The organism is Solimonas marina (assembly GCF_012241385.1).
Classification (GTDB): Bacteria; Pseudomonadota; Gammaproteobacteria; order Nevskiales; family Nevskiaceae; genus Solimonas; species Solimonas marina.
The window spans coordinates 1-18,112 of sequence record NZ_JAAVXB010000007.1 but is presented as its reverse complement, the minus strand read 5'-3'; the positions used below and the strand labels follow the sequence as shown (position 1 = coordinate 18,112).

Below are 18,112 nucleotides of genomic sequence, written 5' to 3'. Positions count from 1 at the left end.
AACGTTGCGCCGCCCTGACGTCAACCAAAACAAGACCATGACTGCTCCCGCCGCCTACCAGAGAATCCTCCTCAAGCTGTCTGGCGAGGCCCTGATGGGTGATCAGGATTTCGGTATCTCGCCGGAAGTCACGGCGTTTCTGGCGCAGGAGATCAAGGCGGTCGTCGATATCGGCGTGCAGGTCGCGCTGGTGGTCGGCGGCGGCAACATCTTCCGCGGCGAGGGGCTGGCCCGTGCCGGCATGGACCGTGTCACCGGCGATCAGATGGGCATGCTGGCGACCGTCATCAACGCGCTGGCGCTGCAGGACGCGATCGAACGCGTCGGTGGCATGCAGGCGCGCGTGCAGTCGGCGATCCGCATCAACGAAGTCTGCGAGGACTTCATCCGCCGCAAGGCCATGCGCCACCTGGAAAAGGGCCGCGTGCTGGTGTTCGCCGCCGGTACCGGCAACCCGTTCTTCACCACCGATTCGGCCGCGGCGCTGCGCGCCGTCGAGGTCGAGGCCGACCTGATGCTGAAGGCGACCAAGGTCGACGGCATCTACACCGCTGATCCGAAGAAGGATCCCACCGCCAAGCGCTACGAGGAAGTCACCTACGACGAGGCGCTGGCCAAGCGGCTCGGCGTCATGGACCAGACCGCGATGGTGCTGTGCCGCGATCACGGCATGAAGATGTGCGTCTATGACATGACGGTGCCCGGCGCGCTGCTGAAGATCGTCACCGGCGACACGGCGATCGGCACACGTGTCAATCGCTGAGCGCCGCCGCACCCCCAATTTGAGATAAAGCTGTACCGGAGTCCGCAGATGCTGAACGAGATCAAGAACGACACGAGCAAACGCATGCAGAAGTGCGTCGATGCGTTGAAGAACGAGCTGATGAAGCTGCGCACCGGTCGCGCCAACGCGGCGCTGCTGGACCATGTTCGGGTCGATTACTACGGCTCGGAAGTGCCGCTGTCGCAGGCCGCGCAGGTCACCGTCGAGGATGCCCGCACGATCCAGATCCAGGCCTGGGACAAGAGCATGATCGCGACCATCGAGAAGGCGATCATGACTTCCGATCTGGGCCTGACGCCGAACACCGCCGGCCAGACCATCCGCATCAATGTGCCGCCGCTCACCGAGCAGCGCCGCAAGGAGCTGGCCAAGGTCGTCAAGAGCGAGGCCGAAGGGGCCAAGGTGGCGATCCGCAACGTGCGCCGCGATGCCAATCAGGCGATCAAGGAGCTGGTCAAGAACAAGGACATCTCGACCGACGATGAAAAGCGCGGCGAGACCGACATTCAGAAGCTGACCGACCAGTTCGTCGCCAAGGTCGACGAGATGGCGACGACCAAGGAAAAAGAACTGATGTCGATGTGAGGCGGGCGCACGCCTTGCGTGGCGCCATGCCATGAGCCGTAATCCGCCGACCATGGGCCAATCGCCGCTACCTCGACACGTCGCCATCATCATGGATGGCAACGGCCGCTGGGCGCAGTCGCGCGGCAAGCTGCGGCCGGCCGGCCATATCGAAGGCGTCAAGGCGGTGCGGCGCATCGTCAAGGCGTCACGCGATCTGGGCATCGAAGTGCTGACGCTGTTCGCGTTCTCGCAGGAGAACTGGAAGCGGCCGCCGCTGGAAGTGCGGCTGTTGATGGAACTGCTGATGTCGACGCTGGAGCGCGAGCTGCCGGATCTGCACAAGAACGGCGTGCGCCTGCGCGTGATCGGCGAGCACGACGGCCTGTCCGATGCGCTGCGTGCCCGCATCGACGAGGCACAACGGCTGACCGATGCCAACACCACGCTGACCTTGGTCGTCGCGGTTGGGTATGGCGGCCAGTGGGACATCGCACAGGCTGCACAGAAACTGGCGGCGCGCGGCGAGGCCCTGAATGCCGAGGCGATCGAGCGTGAGTTGGTCACCCACGAGTGGCCGCATCCCGACCTGCTGATCCGCACCGGCGGCGAGTACCGCATCAGCAATTTCATGCTCTGGCAGCTTGCGTACACCGAGCTGTACTTCACCGACTTGCTGTGGCCGGACGCGGATATCCAGCTGCTGCGCGATGCGCTGGCCTGGTATGCCGGGCGCGAGCGTCGCTACGGCAATGTCCCGGCCCCGGCGCCTGACGCAGGATGATCCGCCCATGCTGATGCAGAGAGTCCTCACCGCGCTGGTCCTGCTGCCGCTGCTGCTGGCACTGGTCTGGTTCGCGCCGACGCCGTGGTTGTATCTGGCCCTGAGCGCGGTCGGCCTGGTGATGGCCTGGGAATGGACGGCGTTCATGCGCCTGACCGCGCCGCTGCAACGCGCCGGGTATCTGCTGCTGACCGCCGCGGTGCTGGCGCTGGTCTGGTTCAGCCCGATCAACGGACCGGGGCTGACCACGGCGCTGATTCCCGTCGTGCTGATCTGGCTGATCGTGCCGCTGCGCTTCCGTGGATTCCCGGCCAATGGCGCGGTGTCGACGCCGCTGATGGTCGTCGCCGGGCAGCTGATGATCGCCAGCACGCTGTTGTCGATCGCCGCGCTGCATGCGCTGCCGAACGGACCGATCAAGCTGTTGTTCGTGTTTTTCCTGGTGTTCGCCGCCGATACCGGCGCGTATTTCGCCGGGCGCCGCTTCGGCAAGCACAAGCTGGCGCCGAACATCTCGCCGGGCAAGACCGTCGAGGGGGCGATCGGCGGTCTGGTGCTGTGCGCGCTGTGGGGCGGGGTGGCCGGCAGCTTTGCGTTCGGCCTGCACAGCCCCGGCGCGATCGCGCTGATGGTGGTGCTGTCGCTGATCGTCGCCGTGGCCTCGATCATCGGCGACCTGACCGAATCCATGCTCAAGCGTGCCGTCGGCCTCAAGGACAGCGGCCACATCCTGCCGGGTCACGGTGGCATCCTCGACCGTGTCGACAGCATCGTCGCCGCGGCGCCGACCATGCTGCTCGGGCTGCGGCTTTGCGGCCTCGTCTAGCGGTGTCCCGGCTCTGATGCAGGCTCCCGTACAGCGGCTCACGGTGCTCGGCGCGACCGGCACGATCGGTCGCAACACCCTCGATATCGTGCGCCGCCATCCGCAGCGCCTGCAGGCGCTGGCGCTGACCGCGCACCGTGATGTCGACGGCCTGGCCGAGCTGTGCCTGGAATTTCGCCCGCGTTATGCGGCGATGGCCGATGCGACCGCCGCTCGGTTGCTGCGCGAGCGCCTGGCCGGCAGCGGCGTCGAGGTGCTCGAAGGTGCCCGGGTGATCGCCGAGCTGGCGGCGCACCCGGACGCCGATCAGGTGATGTCGGCGATCGTCGGCGCGGTCGGCCTGCTGCCGACGCTGGCCGCGGTGCGCGCTGGCAAACGCGTGCTGATCGCCAACAAGGAACCGTTGGTGATGGCCGGCCATCTGCTGATGCAGGCGGCCGAGGCGTCGGCGGCGACGCTGATCCCCATCGATTCCGAGCACAACGCCATCTTTCAGTGCCTGCCGCCGGCCAGCCGCTGCGGTCAGGCGCCGCAGTACGTCAAGCGTCTGGTGCTGACCGCGTCCGGCGGTCCGTTCCGTGAAACGCCACTCGATCAGCTGGCCGGCGTCACGCCGCAGCAGGCGGTCAAGCATCCGAACTGGGTGATGGGGGCGAAGATCTCGGTCGATTCGGCGACGATGATGAACAAGGGCCTGGAGCTGATCGAAGCCTCGGTGCTCTACGACCTGCCGGATGCCCAGCTCGACGTCGTGATTCACCCGGAAAGCGCGATCCACTCGCTGGTCGAATACGTCGATGGCTCGATGCTGGCTCAACTCGGCCAGCCGGACATGCGCGTGCCCATTGCCCACGCCCTGGCCTGGCCGGAACGCTGGGAGTCGGGCGTGGACGGTCTGGACCTCGCGTCCATTGGACGTTTTCGCTTTGAAACCGCAGACTTGGGCCGTTTTCCATGCCTCGGTCTGGCGCGCCAGGCCTTGCGTGGTGGCGGTGATCTGCCAAACGTATTGAACGCAGCCAATGAAGTCGCTGTCGAAGCGTTTCTGGCGGGTCGGCTTTCATATCCGGGGATTGCACAAGTGATTGAGACAACGCTCGCGGCGTCAGCGCAGCGAACGGCGGGCGCGGCAGACAATCTGGATTCGGTTCTGGCGGTCGACGCCTGGGCGCGGGCCCGGGCGCAGGAGGCGGTCGGTGCTTGATTTCGTGTGGTCGCTGGGCGGGTTCATCGTCACGATCGGCGTGCTCGTGTCGTTTCACGAGTTCGGCCACTACTGGGTAGCGCGGCGCTGCGGCGTCAAGGTGTTGCGCTTCTCGATCGGCTTCGGCAAGCCGATCTGGACCTACCGCGCCAAAGACGGGGTCGAGTGGGTCGTCGCGATGGTGCCGCTGGGCGGCTACGTCAAAATGCTCGACGAGCGCGAAGGCATCGTGCCGCCGGCGGAGTTGCCGTACGCCTTTACGCAGGCGTCGGTTGCAAAACGCATGGCGATCGTCGCGGCCGGTCCGATCTTCAACTTCGCACTGGCCGTCGCCATCTACTGGCTGGTGTTCGTGGTCGGCATTACCGGCCTCAAGCCTGTCATTGCCGCGCCAGCCGCTGGCTCGGTGGCCGCCGAGGCGCATCTGAAATCCGGTGACGAGGTGCTGTCGGTCGGCGGCGAAGCGGTGCCGACCTGGGTGGACCTGCGCACCGAGCTGATCGAGCATGCGCTCGACAGGGGTTCGATGTCGCTGACCGTGAAGTCGCCGGACGGCGGCTTGCGCACCGTCAGCCTGCCGATGGATCACGTTCGCATCGATCCCGAATATCTGTTCGACGATCTCGGCCTGCAGCCGTTCGAGCCGCGCATTCCGGCCAAGCTCGACCAGATTCTTGACGGCCAGCCCGCGCAATCCGCCGGCTTCAAGCCCGGCGACGTGCTGCTGTCGTACAACGGCACGCCCATTGATTCGTGGCAGCAATGGGCGCTGTGGGTCCGTGCGCATCCGGGCGATGTTGCCAAGGTCCGCCTGCGTCGCGACGGATCAGAGCTGGAGCGTACGGTGATCATCGGACAGGTCGATGACAGCGGAAAAACCATGGGTCGCTTCGGTGCCAGCGTGGCGAACCCGGGGGACTTGTGGCAGGATTTGCGCGCCGTCAGCAGGTCCGGTCCACTCGCGGCGATCCCACGTGCTGTCAAGGAAACCTGGCGGATGTCGTCGCTGACCTTGCGTATGCTGGGTCGCATGGTGACCGGCGAAGTGTCGGTCAAGAATGTGAGCGGGCCGTTACAGATCGCGGAAGTCGCCGGTTACTCGGCACAGATCGGCGTGGTCGCGTTCTTGAGCTTCATGGCAGTGGTCAGTGTCAGTCTCGGCGTGCTCAATCTGCTGCCGGTGCCTGTGCTGGACGGGGGGCACCTGCTTTACTACGGCGTGGAAGCTCTGAAAGGTTCGCCCCTTTCCGAGCGTGCGCAAGAAGCGGGGCAGCGGGTTGGTATCACGTTGCTCGCGCTGCTGATGGGACTCGCGTTTTACAACGATATCGTACGCCTGCTGAACTGATCTTAAAGAAATAGAGCCGGTGAAAAGACTCAAGACTTCCAAGACGGCCATTGCTACGGCACTGGCCGCGTTGGCGCTGACGGCACGGGCGCATGCGTTCGAGCCTTTCAAGATTTCCGAAATCCGTGCCGAGGGCCTGCAGCGCCTCGAAATCGGTACGGTGCTGACTTATCTGCCGATCTCCAGCGGCGACACGCTGAACACGGCGACCTCGCAGCAGGCGATCCGCTCGCTGTACGGGTCGGGCCTGTTCCAGGACGTGCAGTTGGAGCGCGACGGCAATGCGCTGATCGTCAAGCTCAAGGAGCGCCCGGCGATCACCAAGTTCAAGATCGAGGGCAATGACAAGATCGGTGGCGACGAGCTGAAGAAGTCGCTGAAGGATCTGGGCCTGGCCGACGGTGAACTGTTCCGCCGCGACTTGCTCGACCAGGTCGAACAGGAACTGCGCCGCCAGTACTACGCCAACGGTTACTACGACGTCGGTATCGACTCCAAGGTCACCGAAGAGCCGAACAACCGCGTGTCGATCAACATCAAGGTGACGGAAGGCAAGGTCACCAAGATCACCGACATCAACATCATCGGCAACCATGTATTCCCGACCGAAGAACTGCTCAAGCAGTTCGATCTGAAGTCGACGAACTGGATGCCGTTCCAGAAGTCGGACCGCTATTCCAAGCAGTCGCTGTCGGGCGATCTGGAAAAGCTGCAGTCCTACTACCAGGACCGCGGCTACCTGAAGTTCAGCGTCGACTCGGTGCAGGTCGCACTGACGCCGGACAAGAAATCGATCTACATCACGATCAACGTCACCGAAGGCGACGTCTACAAGGTCAAGGGCACCGAGTATTCGGGCAACACCATCCTCAACGAACGCTTCCTCAAGGCGCTGACGTCGACCAAGGCCGGCGACACCTTCTCGCGCAAGGAAGCCACCGACACGTCGGACCGCATCGAAGCGGCGCTGTCGGACATCGGCTATGCCTTCGCCAAGGTTTCGCCGGTGCCGGACGTCGACGAGGACAAGAAGGAAGTCACGCTCAAGTACGTCGTCGACCCAGGCAAGCGCGCCTACATCCGCCACATCACGTTCACCGGCAATGCCGGCACCAACGACGAGACCCTGCGTCGTGAAATGCGCCAGCTCGAAGCGGCGCCGTATTCGAAGTCGGCGATCGAGCGTTCGCGTGTGCGTCTGTCGCGTCTGCCGTTCGTTGAGTCGGCGGAGGTCAACACCAATCCGGTGCCGGGCTCCGACGACCTCGTCGACGTCGACTACAAGATCAAGGAACGTGCGCCGGGTTCGGTGCAGTTCGGCGTCGGCTATGCCGGTTCGTCGGGCTTTTTGATCACCGGTCAGGTGACGCACACCAACTTCCTCGGCACCGGCAATCGCATCGATCTGTCGGCGCAGAACAACGTCTACTCGCACGCGATCAGCCTGTCGTGGACCAACCCGTACTTCACCGAAGACGGTGTTGCGCAGACGATCTCGATGTACTACCGCAAGTCCGACGGCGTCATCCGCTACTCGTCGGGCTTCAATACCAACACGCTGGGCGCGAGCCTGACCTACGGTATCCCGCTGTCCGAATACGTCGCCCTGCGCGCCGGTCTCGGCTTCGAGGACACTGCGGTCGACACGTTCCCGAACAGCAGCTCGGATGAAATCCTCGCGTACGTCATCAACAACGGCACGCAGTTCTTCAGCTACCAGCTGCGCACCGGTATCAGCTACGACTCGCGTAACCGCACGTTCTTCGCCACGCGGGGTGCGTTGCACTCGCTGACCGCCGACGTCGCGCTGCCGGGCGGCGATCTCGAGTACTACAACATTGCCTATCGCGCGCAGCAGTACGTGCCGCTGATCTGGAAGTTCACCGCCGAGATCAACGGCACGGTCGGCTACGTCGACGGCTACGGCGGCAAGGACACGCCGCCGTGGGAGAACTACTTCGCCGGCGGCCCGCAAACGGTGCGCGGCTACAAGGACGGCTACCTCGGCCCGCGTGACCATCCGACGTCGTACTTCAACAACCCGTACGGCGGCCGCCTGCGGACCACGGCACAGACCAACCTGATCATTCCGTTGCCGGTGCCGAGCGACGGCAAGTCGACGCGCCTGGAAGCGTTCTGGGATATTGGTAATGTGTTCGCCAAGCCGAGCGACTTCAACGTCAGCGAGCTGCGTCAGTCGGCGGGCGTGGCGTTCTCCTGGTTCACGCCGTTCCTGGGCCTGCTGGACCTCAGCTACGCGGTTCCCCTCAATCCGAAGCCGGGTGACAACCAGGATCGCTTCCAGATCAGCTTCGGCACCGGTTTCTAAATTTTTACTGTTGTAAGCCAGTCACGAGAGATAACCCACCATGATTCGTAAGTTCATTGCCGCCACCGGCGTCCTCCTTGCCATCGTCGCCATGCCCGCCATGGCTGCCGAACTGAAGATCGGCGTGATCCGCTCCGCGGACCTGGCCGAGCAGGCGCCGCAGTTCAAGGCGATGCAGGACCAGCTGAAGGCCCAGTTCGAGCGCCGCCAGAACGACCTCGAAGCCGAAGGCAAGAAGCTGCAGGACGACATCGCTGCCTATCAGAAGGAAGCCGACATGCTGTCGGCCGACGACCGCGCCAAGCGCGAGAAGGACCTGACCACGCGCCGCATCGACCTGCAGTCCAAGGGTCAGCAGCTGCAGAGCGACTTCAACAAGTCGCGCCAGGAGCAGTTCAGCAAGACCATGCAGTCGATCAAGGACGTGATCGACGCGGTTGCCAAGGATCAGGGCCTCGACATGATTCTCGAGAACCCGGTCTACGCCAAGCCGCAGTACGACGTCACCGACGAAGTGCTGAAGCGCCTGAAGGCGGGCTCCGCCAAGAAGTAAGCGGGTCGTACGCCGGCGACCCGATCGCTGGCGGCCGCTCCTTGAGATGTTCGCAACGGCCTGCCTCGCGCAGGCCGTTGTCGTTGGGCGGCCACGAAGATCGCGCCCCGGCTGTGAATGTGCGGCGGGCGTGCCCTCTTTGCGGATAGGTTCTAAGCTTGAGCCTGTCCTGTCCGGATGTTTCGATGTCTACGTATACCCTCGACGAGCTGGCACAGCGCTTCGGCTTGCAGTCCAGCGGCGATCCCGCCACCGCCGTGCATGGCGTTTGCGGTCTCAAGCCCGGCAAGCCGGGTCACCTCGGCTTTCTTTCGAATCCGAAGTTTCGTGACGAGCTGGCGAGCACCGCCGCGTCGATCGTCATCGTCTCGCCGCGCGACGCGCCGGCGCTGAAGGGCGCCGGCCTGATCGCGGCCGATCCGTATCTGGCGTATGCGCGGATTGCCGCGCTGTTCGATCCGGACCGCGACTTCGAGGCCGGCGTGCACCCGTCGGCGGTGGTCGACGCCACGGCGACGCTCGGTACCGGCAGTTTTGTCGGCGCCACCGCGGTCGTCGAGGCGGGCGCCCAGATCGGCGAGGGGGCGTATATCGGCGCCGGCTGCACGGTGTCGCGCGACGCGGTGATTGGCGCCGGGACGCGCCTGGTCGCGCGCGTCTGGGTCGGTCCACGCGTAACCCTCGGAGCGCGCTGCCAGGTCCAGGCCGGCGCCGTGCTCGGCTCGCGCGGCTTCGGCAATGCCCGCGGGCCGCAGGGTTGGGAAGAAGTGCCGCAGCTCGGTTCGCTGGTGGTCGGTGACGATGTCGAAATTGGCGCCAACACCTGCATCGATCGCGGCGCGATCGACGACACCGTGATCGAGAACGGTGTGCGTCTCGACAACCTGATCCAGATTGCCCACAACTGCCGGATCGGCGAGCACACGGCGATTGCCGCGTGCACCGGCATTGCCGGCAGTACGCGTATCGGCCGCCGCTGTATGATTGGCGGCGCGGTCGGCATCAACGGCCACATCGAGATCGCCGACGATGTCATCGTGCTGGGACGCGCGATGGTGACGGGCTCGATCACGACGCGCGGTGTTTACGGCTCCGGCCTGCCGCTCGATGATGCGCGCGAATGGCGCAAGACCGTGGCGCGCGTCCGGCGCCTGGGCCGCATGGAGGCACGGCTGCAGGCACTGGAACGGCACACCCGCATTCCCGTCGGAACACAAGAAGATGACAAAAACGTTTGATATCGGCGAAATCCTCAAACTCCTGCCGCACCGCTATCCGTTCCTGCTGGTCGACCGCGTGATCGCGATCGACGAGGAAAAGATGACGCTGACGGCGATCAAGAACGTGACGATCAACGAGCCGTTCTTCCCGGGGCATTTTCCCGGCCTGCCGACCATGCCCGGCGTGCTGCAGATCGAAGCGCTGGCCCAGACCTGCGGCCTGCTGGCGATTCACAAGTCCGGCCTGCGTGCCAAGGACGGTCTGGTGCTGTACTTCGCCGGCATCGACAACTGCCGCTTCAAGCGCCCGGTGGTGCCCGGCGATCAGCTCAAGTTCGACGTCGAGCTGGAAAAGCACAAGCGCGATATCTGGAAGTTCAAGACGCGCGCCACGGTCGATGGTGAGCTGGCCAGCGAAGCGGACCTGATCTGCGTGCTGCGCAAGGCGACCTACGAAACCGACGAGGGCGCGCAGTGACATCGCGGATCCATCCGACGGCGATCGTCGATCCGGGCGCCGAGCTGCACGAGACCGTCGAAGTCGGTCCGTACAGCATCATCGGCCCCGGCGTCACGGTCGGTGCCGGCACCTGGATCGGCCCGCACGTGGTGCTGCGCGGGCCGATGACGATCGGCCGCGACAACAAGATCTTCCAGTTCGCGTCGCTCGGCGAGATTTCGCAAGACATGTCGGCCAAGCTCGACGATCCGACGCGTGTCGAGATCGGCGACGGCAACACGATTCGCGAATACGTGACGATCCAGCGCGGCACGATGAAGGAACAGGCGGGGCTGACCAAGGTCGGCGACCGCAACTGGATCATGGCCAGCGTGCACGTCGGCCACGACTGCATCGTCGGCAGCCACAACATCCTCGCCAACAACACCTCGCTGGCCGGACACGTGCTGATGGGCGACTTCGTCGGCTGCGGCGGCTACACGCTGATCCACCAGTACTGCCAGATCGGCAACTACGTGTTCACCGGCGGCGGCAGCGTCATCACCCGTGACGTCGCGCCGTTCATCATGGTCCAGGGCCATCCGGCCGAGGCGCGTGGCATCAACGCCGAGGGCCTGCGTCGCCGCGGCTTCACCGCCGAGGACGTCAGCGCCGTCAAGGATGCCTACAAGCTGGTGTTCCTGTCCGGCAAGACCATGGACACGGTCAAGCAGGAGCTGGCGACGATGGCATCCGGTTCGCCGCATGTCGCGTACATGCTGGAGTTCATCAACGGCTCGAAGCGCGCACTGCAGCGCTAGGGTTTTCAGATTCTCGGAGACAGACGATGCGCATGATCAAGAGTGTGGCCGCGGTTCTGGCGCTGGCGGTGGCGATTCCGGCGTGGGCGGCGCTGAAGGTCGGCGCCACGGCGCCTGACTTTTCGGCACCGGCAGCACTGGCCGGCAAGGACTACGCGTTCTCGCTGGCGGCAGCACTGAAGCAGGGCCCGGTGGTGGTCTATTTCTATCCCAAGGCCTTCACCAAGGGCTGCACGATCGAAGCCCATCAGTTCGCCAAGGCGATGGACGAGTACAAGGCGCTGGGCGCGTCGGTGATCGGCGTGTCGGCCGACAATATCGATACCCTGCACAAGTTCTCGGAGAGCGAGTGCGGCGGCAAGTTTCCGGTCGCATCGGACCCCGACCAGAAGATCATGAACAGCTATGACGCCAAGCTGCCGCTGGTCAATTACGCCAGCCGCATCTCGTACGTGATCGCGCCCAACGGCAAGATCATCTACGAATACAGCGCCATGGACCCGAGCAACCACGTCAGCAACACGCTCGAAGCGATCAAGAAGTGGAAGCAGGAGCAGGGTGCCAAGTCCTGATCCGCGCACCCGGACCGCTATGCTGAAAATCGCCCTGGTCGCCGGTGAAATCTCCGGCGACCTGCTTGGCGGCGCGCTCGTCGAGGCACTGCGCGCGCGTCTACCGAACGCGCAGTTCTACGGCGTCACCGGCCCGCAAATGGAAGCGGCCGGCTGCACGTCGATCGCGTCGATCGACACGCTGTCGGTGATGGGGCTGGCCGAAGTGCTGCCGGCGTTGCCGCGCGTCCTGCGCCTGCGTCGCGAGCTGCTGCGGCGCTTCTCCGCCGACCGGCCCGATGTCGTCATCGGTCTCGACGCGCCGGACTTCAACCTCGGTCTTGAGCGGCGCTTGCGTGGGCAGGGCATCCGCACCGTGCACGTCGTCAGCCCGACGGTTTGGGCGTGGCGCGCCGGCCGCACCCAGACCATCGACAAGGCGGTCGACCGCATTCTCTGCCTGTTTCCGTTCGAGCCGGCGTTCTACGAGCAGCACGGTGTGCACGGCAAGGCGGTCTACATCGGTCATCCGCTCGCCGATCAGCTCGACGCGGAGACGACGCCGGCGATGGGCCGCGCGGCGCTGGGGCTGCCGGCCGACGGCCTGACGGTTGCCGTACTGCCGGGCAGCCGCGGCTCCGAGCTCAAATATCTGGCCGAGCCGTTCGCACGCGCCGCCGCCTTGCTGGCCGCGCGTCGGCCGGGGCTGCGCTTCGTCACGCCGATTGCCAAGGCCTCGCTGCGTGCCGGCATGGAAGCGGCGATCGCCACGCACGCCCCTGGCCTGGACTGGACGCTGGTCGACGGCCGCTCGCGTGACGTCATGCGCGCCGCCGACGCGGTGCTGATCGCGTCCGGGACGGCGACACTCGAATGCATGCTGCTGGGTCGGCCGATGGTCGTCTCCTACCGCGGTTCGCCGATCACCGCGTGGCTGCTGCTGTCGGCCGGCTTGCTGAAGACGAAGTACGTCAGCCTGCCGAACCTGCTCGCCGATGAGCCGGTGGTGCCGGAAATCCTGCAGAAGCAGGCCACGCCCGAAGCGCTGTCCGACGCCGTCGACGCGTTGCTGGCCGGTGGCCCCGCGCGCATCCGGCAGATCGAACAGTTCGACCGCGTCCGTGATCGCCTGCGCTGCGATGCCGCGCGACAGGGTGCGGAGGCGATTGCGGCGCTGCTGGGCGCGTAGACGTCGGCGCGTGCCTCGATACACCGCGCTGCGCGCGGCACTCGGCATGAACGGTTCAGGGGAACCGCCAGCCGCCTCGGGGCGCCGCTTCTGCAAACGGCGATCGATGTGCGTCGCCGAAATCGCGGAGACCGTCATGCCGAGCGCCGCCACAGGCGGCGCATCGACGCGCGGACAGTCGCAGCCTGTCCGGCTTCAGGCCGTCCCCTGCCGAAGCGGCGCAAGTCGCGACACCGTTGCCGGGCGTGCCCCCGCGTCGCGGTTCGCGCCGCGCCCACATGAGGTGATCGATACACGCCACCCAGTTCGCGCAACCCGTTCACGCCGAGCGCCGCCGCAGGCGGTATATCGAGGCGCGGCTCCGCTCTCGGCGGTCGTCACCCGAAAGCCGTCCTCCATCCGGCTGTTTCGTCAAGTCTGGCGCCGCGCGCGCCAGTGCCTAGAATGATCACATGCCGCGCCGTGTCTCGATCGCTTCCTACCGTACCCCGCTTGTCGCCGGAATTGATGAGGCGGGCCGTGGGTGCCTTGCCGGGCCGGTCTATGCGGCGGCCGTCATTCTCGACGCCCAGCACGGCATCCGCGGTCTCGACGATTCGAAGAAACTGAAAGCCAGCGCGCGCGAGTCGCTGTTCGACGAGATCCAGCAGCGCGCCGTCGCATTCGCCATCGCGCGTGCCGAGATCGACGAGATCGACCGCCTCAACATCCTGCATGCGTCGATGCTGGCGATGCGCCGCGCGGTCGAGGCACTGGACCCGGCGCCGCGGCATTGCCTGGTCGACGGCAACCGCCTGCCGGTCTGGTCGTACAGCGCCGAGGCGGTGGTCGACGGTGACGCGATCCACGCGCCGATCATGGCCGCGTCCATCCTCGCCAAGGTGGCGCGCGATCGCGAGATGACGCGCCTCGATGCCGACTATCCGGGCTACGGTTTCGCCAAGCACAAGGGCTACGGCACGCCCGACCATCTGGCGGCGCTCAAGCAGCACGGCGTTTGCGCGCTGCACCGCATGAGCTTCGCACCATGTCGGCAGCACGATCTGCTCGCCGCGGCGAATCGGCCCGCGCCGCAGATGGCGAACGGAGCGCGCGCATGAGCGACTTCGTTCACCTGCGGCTGCATACCGAGTTTTCGCTGACCGACGGTGTGGTGCGCGTCGAGCCGCCCAAGCGCAAGGGCGGCGGCGTCGGCGCCACGCTGGTGTCGCGCAGCGTCGAGCTGAAGATGCCGGCGGTGGCGATCACCGATCGCAACAACCTGTTCGCGATGGTGAAGTTCTACAAGTCCGCGGAAGGTGCGGGCGTCAAGCCGATCATCGGCGCCGACGTCTGGCTCGACGCGCGCGAGCCGGGCGACGCGCCGGAGCGTTTGACGCTGCTGGTGCAGGATGACAGCGGCTATCGCAACCTGGCCAAGCTGATCTCGGCCGCCTACACGCAGGGCCAGGCGCGCGGTCAGCCGCTGGTGTCGCGTGACTGGCTGACCGAGTGGTCGGGCGGCCTGATCGCGCTCACGGGCCGCGACGGCGCCGTATTCCGTGCCGCGCAGTCGGAGAACGTGACGGCCGCGCGCGACGCGCTGACCGAACTGCGCCGCTGGTTCGACGGCCGTCTGTATCTGGAAATCTCGCGCTGTGAACGTCCGGGCGACGACGAATGGGTCGACGCCGCGGCCGCCTTGTCGCGCCACGAGCAGATTCCGCTGGTCGCCACCAACGACGTGCGCTTTCTGGCGCGCGAGGATTTCGAAACCCACGAGGCGCGCGTCTGCATCGCGCAGGGCCGGGTGCTGTCCGACGCCAAGCGGCCGCGCGACTACACCGACGAGCAATACCTCAAGTCGCCGGAGGAAATGGCCGAGCTGTTCGCCGACATTCCCGAGGCGCTGGCCAACTCCGTCGAGATTGCGCGCCGTTGCACGCTGACGCTGAAGTTCGCGCCGCCGTATCACTTGCCGAACTTCCCGGTGCCGGACGGCTACGACACCAACTCCTGGCTGCGCGAGCGCTCCGCCGAAGGCTTGCGCGAGCGCTTCAAGATGATCGAGCTGGCGGCGCCGGAAGAGGATTACTGGAAGCGGCTCGACTACGAGCTCGGCATCATCGAGAAGATGGGTTTCGCCGGCTACTTCCTGGTGGTGTCGGACTTCATCGAGTGGGCCAAGAACAACGGCTGTCCGGTCGGGCCCGGCCGCGGTTCGGGCGCCGGCAGCCTCGTCGCCTACGCGATCAAGATCACCGACCTTGATCCGCTGCCGTACAACCTGCTGTTCGAGCGCTTCCTCAACCCGGAACGCGTGTCGATGCCGGACTTCGACATCGACTTCTGCATGGACAACCGCGACCGCGTGATCGAATACGTCACGCACAAATACGGTCGCGACCGCGTCAGCCAGATCATCACCTACGCGACGATGGCCGCGCGCGGCGTGATTCGCGACGTGGCGCGCGTCATGGGCCACGGCTACGGCTTCGCCGACTCGATCGCCAAGCTCGTGCCCGGCACCCCGGGCGCGACGTTGGCCGATGCCATCGAGTCCGTGCCCGAACTCAAGCAGCGCTACGACAACGAGGAAGACACGCGCGCCGTCATCGACATGGGCCTGGCGCTGGAAGGCACCACGCGCGGCGTCGGCGTGCATGCCGGCGGCGTCGTCATCGCGCCGCAGCCGCTGACCGATTACGCGCCGATGTACTGCGAAGCTGGCGGCGCCGGCATGCGCACGCAGTTCGACATGAAGGATCTTGAGTCCGTCGGCCTCGTGAAGTTCGACTTCCTCGGCCTGAAGACGCTGACCGTGATCCAGGAAGCGGTCGACAACGTCGCCAAGACCACCGGCCGACAGATCGACATGCTCAAGCTGCCGATCACCGACGCGCAGACCTATGAGCTGTACGCCAGCGGCAAGACCACCGCGGTGTTCCAGATGGAATCTCCGGGCATGCAGCGTGCCTCTCAGGATCTGCGGCCGGATACCTTCGAGGACATCATCGCGCTCGTCTCGTTGTACCGCCCCGGCCCGATGGACCTGATTCCCGAGTACTGCGCGCGCAAGCGCGGCGATGCGCCGGTGGTCTATCTGCACCCGGAAATGGAAGGCGTGCTGCATCCCACCTACGGCATCTTCGTGTACCAGGAGCAGGTCATGCAGATGTCGCAGCGCCTGGCCGGCTACACGCTCGGCGGCGCCGACCTGCTGCGCCGCGCGATGGGCAAGAAGATCGCCGCGGAAATGGCCAAGCAGCGCGTGATCTTCACCGAAGGCTCGACGCAGCGCGGCATCGACGCGGACATCGCGACCCAGGTCTTCGACCTGATGGAGAAGTTCGCCAACTACGGCTTCAACAAATCGCACGCCGCCGCGTACGCGCTGGTGTCGTACCACACGGCGTGGCTGAAGACGCATTACCCGGCCGAGTTCATGGCCGCCGTGCTGTCCTGTGAAATGCAGCACACCGACGCCATCGTCATCATGCGCGAAGAATGCCTGCGCATGGGCTTGGAGATGCTGCCGCCGGACGTCAACCACAGCCAGTACCGTTTCACCGTGCCCAAGCCGAACGCCATCCGCTACGGCATGGGTGCGATCAAGGGCGCGGGCGAAGCAGCCATCGAGGGCATCATCGTCGAGCGCGAGCAGAACGGCCCGTTCAAGGATTTGTTCGATTTCTGCAAACGCATCGACACCAAGAAAGCCAACAAGCGCGTACTCGAAGCGCTGATCTGCTCCGGCGCGATGGACGGCTTCGGCCTCAACCGCCCGTCGCTGATGAAGACCTTGCCCAAGGCGCTACAGTTGGCCGAAGCGGCGGCGGCCAGCGCCGATTCCGGCCAGAACGACCTGTTCGGTCTCGGCGGCGGTGACAGCGGCAGCAAGCACGACGAACCGGCCGTCGAAGCCGACATCGAAACCGACTGGACGCAGCGCGAGCTGCTGGCGCGTGAGTACGCCACGCTCGGCTTCTACCTGTCCGGCCACCCGATCGAAGCCTACGGCGACATCACCGGGCAAATCTGCAGCGGTCGCATGCACGAGCTGATCCAGCAATACGCCGTGCCGCAGCCCGTTGATTCCAAGGGCAAGCCGATCTGGCAGCCGCGAACCAAGGTCATGTTCGCCGCCTGGGTCCGCGACATCCGTTTCTTCAAGGGCGACGGCCGCGGTGGCGCCAGCTACAAGCTGACCCTGGAGGACCGCTCGTCGCAGTTGTCCACCTGGATCGACGCCGACAAATGGTCGGCCTACGCCAGCTTCGTCAAACCGGAAAAGATCGTCTTCGCCATCGCCGAAATCGGCCTGTCGCAAGCGCGCGAAAACCGCGAAGCCGAACCGCGCATGTACTCGCCGGAATTCATCTCGCTCGACGACGTGCTGCGCGACTACACCGCTCAGCTCACGCTCGACTGGCGCGGCGGCCCCACTGACGTGCTCGCCCTGCGCAAGCGCGTACAACTGCTGCGCGGCGGCCAGACCCCCGTCACCGTCCACTATCGCGGCAAGCGTGCTGCCTGCGAACTCGAATTCGGCAGCGACTGGAAACTGCGCCTCGACGACGACACCGTCCTCGCCCTGCAGGAATGGCTCGGCGCCGAAGCCGTGCGCCTGCAATACAAACGCTACGTCGCCCCCATCCCGCAACGCCGCTTCGCCACCGCCGCCGCCAGCGGTGGCAGCTTCGACGACGAGTAAACCAGGGTAGGCAAGCACGCCCCGGCCGGTGCTGCGCGCGACGGCTTCAATCTGTGACGCAGTTCACACTTTGCGCCTGCACGTCACGACGGGTTATGGACATACTGCCGTCACAGGGAACGCTACCGGCTGCCCGCCTTTGAATCCGCATAAATCCGGGGGGATTTAGGAAAAATGCACGTTATCAGTGTTTTGTCCGACTCCGCGCGGAACTTAGGCGGAAGTGCCGCAGTGTTATGCGGAATTTCATTTCCGCCTAATTGGCGTTAGGCTAAATATGTACGCAAATCTGAAAGATCTACTCCAAGGTGTGAAAAGCGCTCCTGATTTCAGTGGGGTGAATTTCACGACGATTAATGATACCAACGCTTTTGGAGATAATGCTCTCCATTGTGTATGTGTTTGGGGTGATCTTAATGCAGCCAAATTGTTGGTTGGTAGCGGGATCAATATAGACCAAAAAGGTGAGGGCGGTTTCACACCATTAAATGTGGCATTAGAATTTGGTTACACCGAATTGGCAAATTACTTGATTTCTTCAGGTGCAGATACTTCTGTAATCGGGGCTGAGTTCAAATATGATCCTGCTAAGGATCGGCGGCACATGGCTGATTTGAACTCAAAAATTGATGAATTGAAAAGCAAGATCAAAAGCGATTGCAAAGGTACTGACGGCGCCTAATTGGCGTTGGGCATCACAACAACGGGAGTTCCTATGTGGGTGACACAGAGCGGTCTCAAGAATCAAGAGCAACACGTTTTGCGTAATCGGCCATTTCCTGGGCCATGGCCTCTTCCGGGGTCTGC

General features: G+C 64.8%; 16 protein-coding genes. All 16 read left to right on the top strand.

Annotated features, from left to right (window positions below):
* Nucleotides 1-37: 37 nt before the first annotated feature.
* The 16 genes from pyrH to G7Y82_RS12775 all read left to right on the top strand — a co-directional run bounded on the left by pyrH (nt 38) and on the right by G7Y82_RS12775 (nt 17,987).
* Nucleotides 38-763 (top strand): UMP kinase, encoded by a 726-nt coding sequence (gene pyrH, locus G7Y82_RS12850; RefSeq protein WP_168148537.1) that lies wholly within the window; start codon nt 38-40, stop codon nt 761-763.
* Between the two features lie 48 nt (nt 764-811).
* The gene (frr, locus tag G7Y82_RS12845) at nt 812-1,369 is read left to right on the top strand and encodes a ribosome recycling factor (protein WP_168148536.1); all 558 of its coding nucleotides are present in this window, start codon (nt 812-814) and stop codon (nt 1,367-1,369) included.
* A 31-nt stretch (nt 1,370-1,400) separates the two neighbouring features.
* Nucleotides 1,401-2,132, top strand: coding sequence for a polyprenyl diphosphate synthase (uppS, locus tag G7Y82_RS12840; RefSeq protein WP_240954279.1), 732 nt, complete (start codon nt 1,401-1,403; stop codon nt 2,130-2,132).
* Nucleotides 2,133-2,139: 7 nt separating this feature from the next.
* On the top strand, nt 2,140-2,958 hold the full coding sequence (locus G7Y82_RS12835; protein ID WP_168148535.1) for a phosphatidate cytidylyltransferase: 819 nt from the start codon (nt 2,140-2,142) through the stop codon (nt 2,956-2,958).
* Nucleotides 2,959-2,974: 16 nt separating this feature from the next.
* A complete protein-coding gene (locus tag G7Y82_RS12830; RefSeq protein WP_168148534.1) occupies nt 2,975-4,162 on the top strand; it encodes a 1-deoxy-D-xylulose-5-phosphate reductoisomerase in 1,188 nt (395 codons plus the stop codon).
* On the top strand, nt 4,155-5,510 hold the full coding sequence (rseP, locus tag G7Y82_RS12825) for an RIP metalloprotease RseP (RefSeq protein ID WP_168148533.1): 1,356 nt from the start codon (nt 4,155-4,157) through the stop codon (nt 5,508-5,510). The genes G7Y82_RS12830 and rseP overlap by 8 nt, the downstream gene beginning before the upstream one ends.
* Before the next feature lie 19 nt (nt 5,511-5,529).
* A complete protein-coding gene (gene bamA / locus G7Y82_RS12820) occupies nt 5,530-7,839 on the top strand; it encodes an outer membrane protein assembly factor BamA (protein ID WP_366515661.1) in 2,310 nt (769 codons plus the stop codon).
* Nucleotides 7,840-7,879: 40 nt separating this feature from the next.
* Nucleotides 7,880-8,392, top strand: coding sequence for an OmpH/Skp family outer membrane protein (locus G7Y82_RS12815; RefSeq protein ID WP_168148532.1), 513 nt, complete (start codon nt 7,880-7,882; stop codon nt 8,390-8,392).
* Nucleotides 8,393-8,577: 185 nt separating this feature from the next.
* Nucleotides 8,578-9,630: a UDP-3-O-(3-hydroxymyristoyl)glucosamine N-acyltransferase gene (gene lpxD / locus G7Y82_RS12810; RefSeq protein WP_168148531.1), complete on the top strand. Its 1,053-nt coding sequence runs from the start codon at nt 8,578-8,580 to the stop codon at nt 9,628-9,630.
* Nucleotides 9,614-10,090, top strand: a complete 477-nt coding sequence (gene fabZ / locus G7Y82_RS12805; RefSeq protein WP_168148530.1) for a 3-hydroxyacyl-ACP dehydratase FabZ — start codon at nt 9,614-9,616, stop codon at nt 10,088-10,090. Before lpxD ends, fabZ begins: the two co-directional genes overlap by 17 nt.
* On the top strand, nt 10,087-10,872 hold the full coding sequence (gene lpxA, locus G7Y82_RS12800; RefSeq protein WP_168148529.1) for an acyl-ACP--UDP-N-acetylglucosamine O-acyltransferase: 786 nt from the start codon (nt 10,087-10,089) through the stop codon (nt 10,870-10,872). The genes fabZ and lpxA overlap by 4 nt, the downstream gene beginning before the upstream one ends.
* 26 nt (nt 10,873-10,898) lie before the next feature.
* Nucleotides 10,899-11,444 carry a peroxiredoxin gene (locus tag G7Y82_RS12795; RefSeq protein WP_168148528.1) on the top strand — a complete coding sequence of 182 codons (546 nt, stop codon included), beginning with the start codon at nt 10,899-10,901 and terminating at the stop codon, nt 11,442-11,444.
* A 19-nt stretch (nt 11,445-11,463) separates the two neighbouring features.
* Entirely contained in the window at nt 11,464-12,612 is a 1,149-nt protein-coding gene (gene lpxB / locus G7Y82_RS12790; protein WP_168148527.1) for a lipid-A-disaccharide synthase, read from the top strand.
* A 452-nt stretch (nt 12,613-13,064) separates the two neighbouring features.
* Nucleotides 13,065-13,712: a ribonuclease HII gene (gene rnhB / locus G7Y82_RS12785; protein WP_168148526.1), complete on the top strand. Its 648-nt coding sequence runs from the start codon at nt 13,065-13,067 to the stop codon at nt 13,710-13,712.
* Entirely contained in the window at nt 13,709-17,305 is a 3,597-nt protein-coding gene (gene dnaE / locus G7Y82_RS12780) for a DNA polymerase III subunit alpha (protein ID WP_168148525.1), read from the top strand. The genes rnhB and dnaE overlap by 4 nt, the downstream gene beginning before the upstream one ends.
* Before the next feature lie 277 nt (nt 17,306-17,582).
* Nucleotides 17,583-17,987 carry an ankyrin repeat domain-containing protein gene (locus G7Y82_RS12775; RefSeq protein ID WP_168148524.1) on the top strand — a complete coding sequence of 135 codons (405 nt, stop codon included), beginning with the start codon at nt 17,583-17,585 and terminating at the stop codon, nt 17,985-17,987.
* The last annotated feature ends 125 nt before the right edge of the window (nt 17,988-18,112 follow it).

Coding starts and splice junctions, on each gene's coding strand:
- pyrH (WP_168148537.1), top strand. CDS start 38: ATGACTGCTCCCGCCGCCTACCAGAGAATCCTCCTCAAGCTGTCTGGC.
- frr (WP_168148536.1), top strand. CDS start 812: ATGCTGAACGAGATCAAGAACGACACGAGCAAACGCATGCAGAAGTGC.
- uppS (WP_240954279.1), top strand. CDS start 1,401: ATGAGCCGTAATCCGCCGACCATGGGCCAATCGCCGCTACCTCGACAC.
- G7Y82_RS12835 (WP_168148535.1), top strand. CDS start 2,140: ATGCTGATGCAGAGAGTCCTCACCGCGCTGGTCCTGCTGCCGCTGCTG.
- G7Y82_RS12830 (WP_168148534.1), top strand. CDS start 2,975: ATGCAGGCTCCCGTACAGCGGCTCACGGTGCTCGGCGCGACCGGCACG.
- G7Y82_RS12815 (WP_168148532.1), top strand. CDS start 7,880: ATGATTCGTAAGTTCATTGCCGCCACCGGCGTCCTCCTTGCCATCGTC.
- lpxD (WP_168148531.1), top strand. CDS start 8,578: ATGTCTACGTATACCCTCGACGAGCTGGCACAGCGCTTCGGCTTGCAG.
- fabZ (WP_168148530.1), top strand. CDS start 9,614: ATGACAAAAACGTTTGATATCGGCGAAATCCTCAAACTCCTGCCGCAC.
- G7Y82_RS12795 (WP_168148528.1), top strand. CDS start 10,899: ATGCGCATGATCAAGAGTGTGGCCGCGGTTCTGGCGCTGGCGGTGGCG.
- lpxB (WP_168148527.1), top strand. CDS start 11,464: ATGCTGAAAATCGCCCTGGTCGCCGGTGAAATCTCCGGCGACCTGCTT.
- rnhB (WP_168148526.1), top strand. CDS start 13,065: ATGCCGCGCCGTGTCTCGATCGCTTCCTACCGTACCCCGCTTGTCGCC.
- dnaE (WP_168148525.1), top strand. CDS start 13,709: ATGAGCGACTTCGTTCACCTGCGGCTGCATACCGAGTTTTCGCTGACC.
- G7Y82_RS12775 (WP_168148524.1), top strand. CDS start 17,583: ATGTACGCAAATCTGAAAGATCTACTCCAAGGTGTGAAAAGCGCTCCT.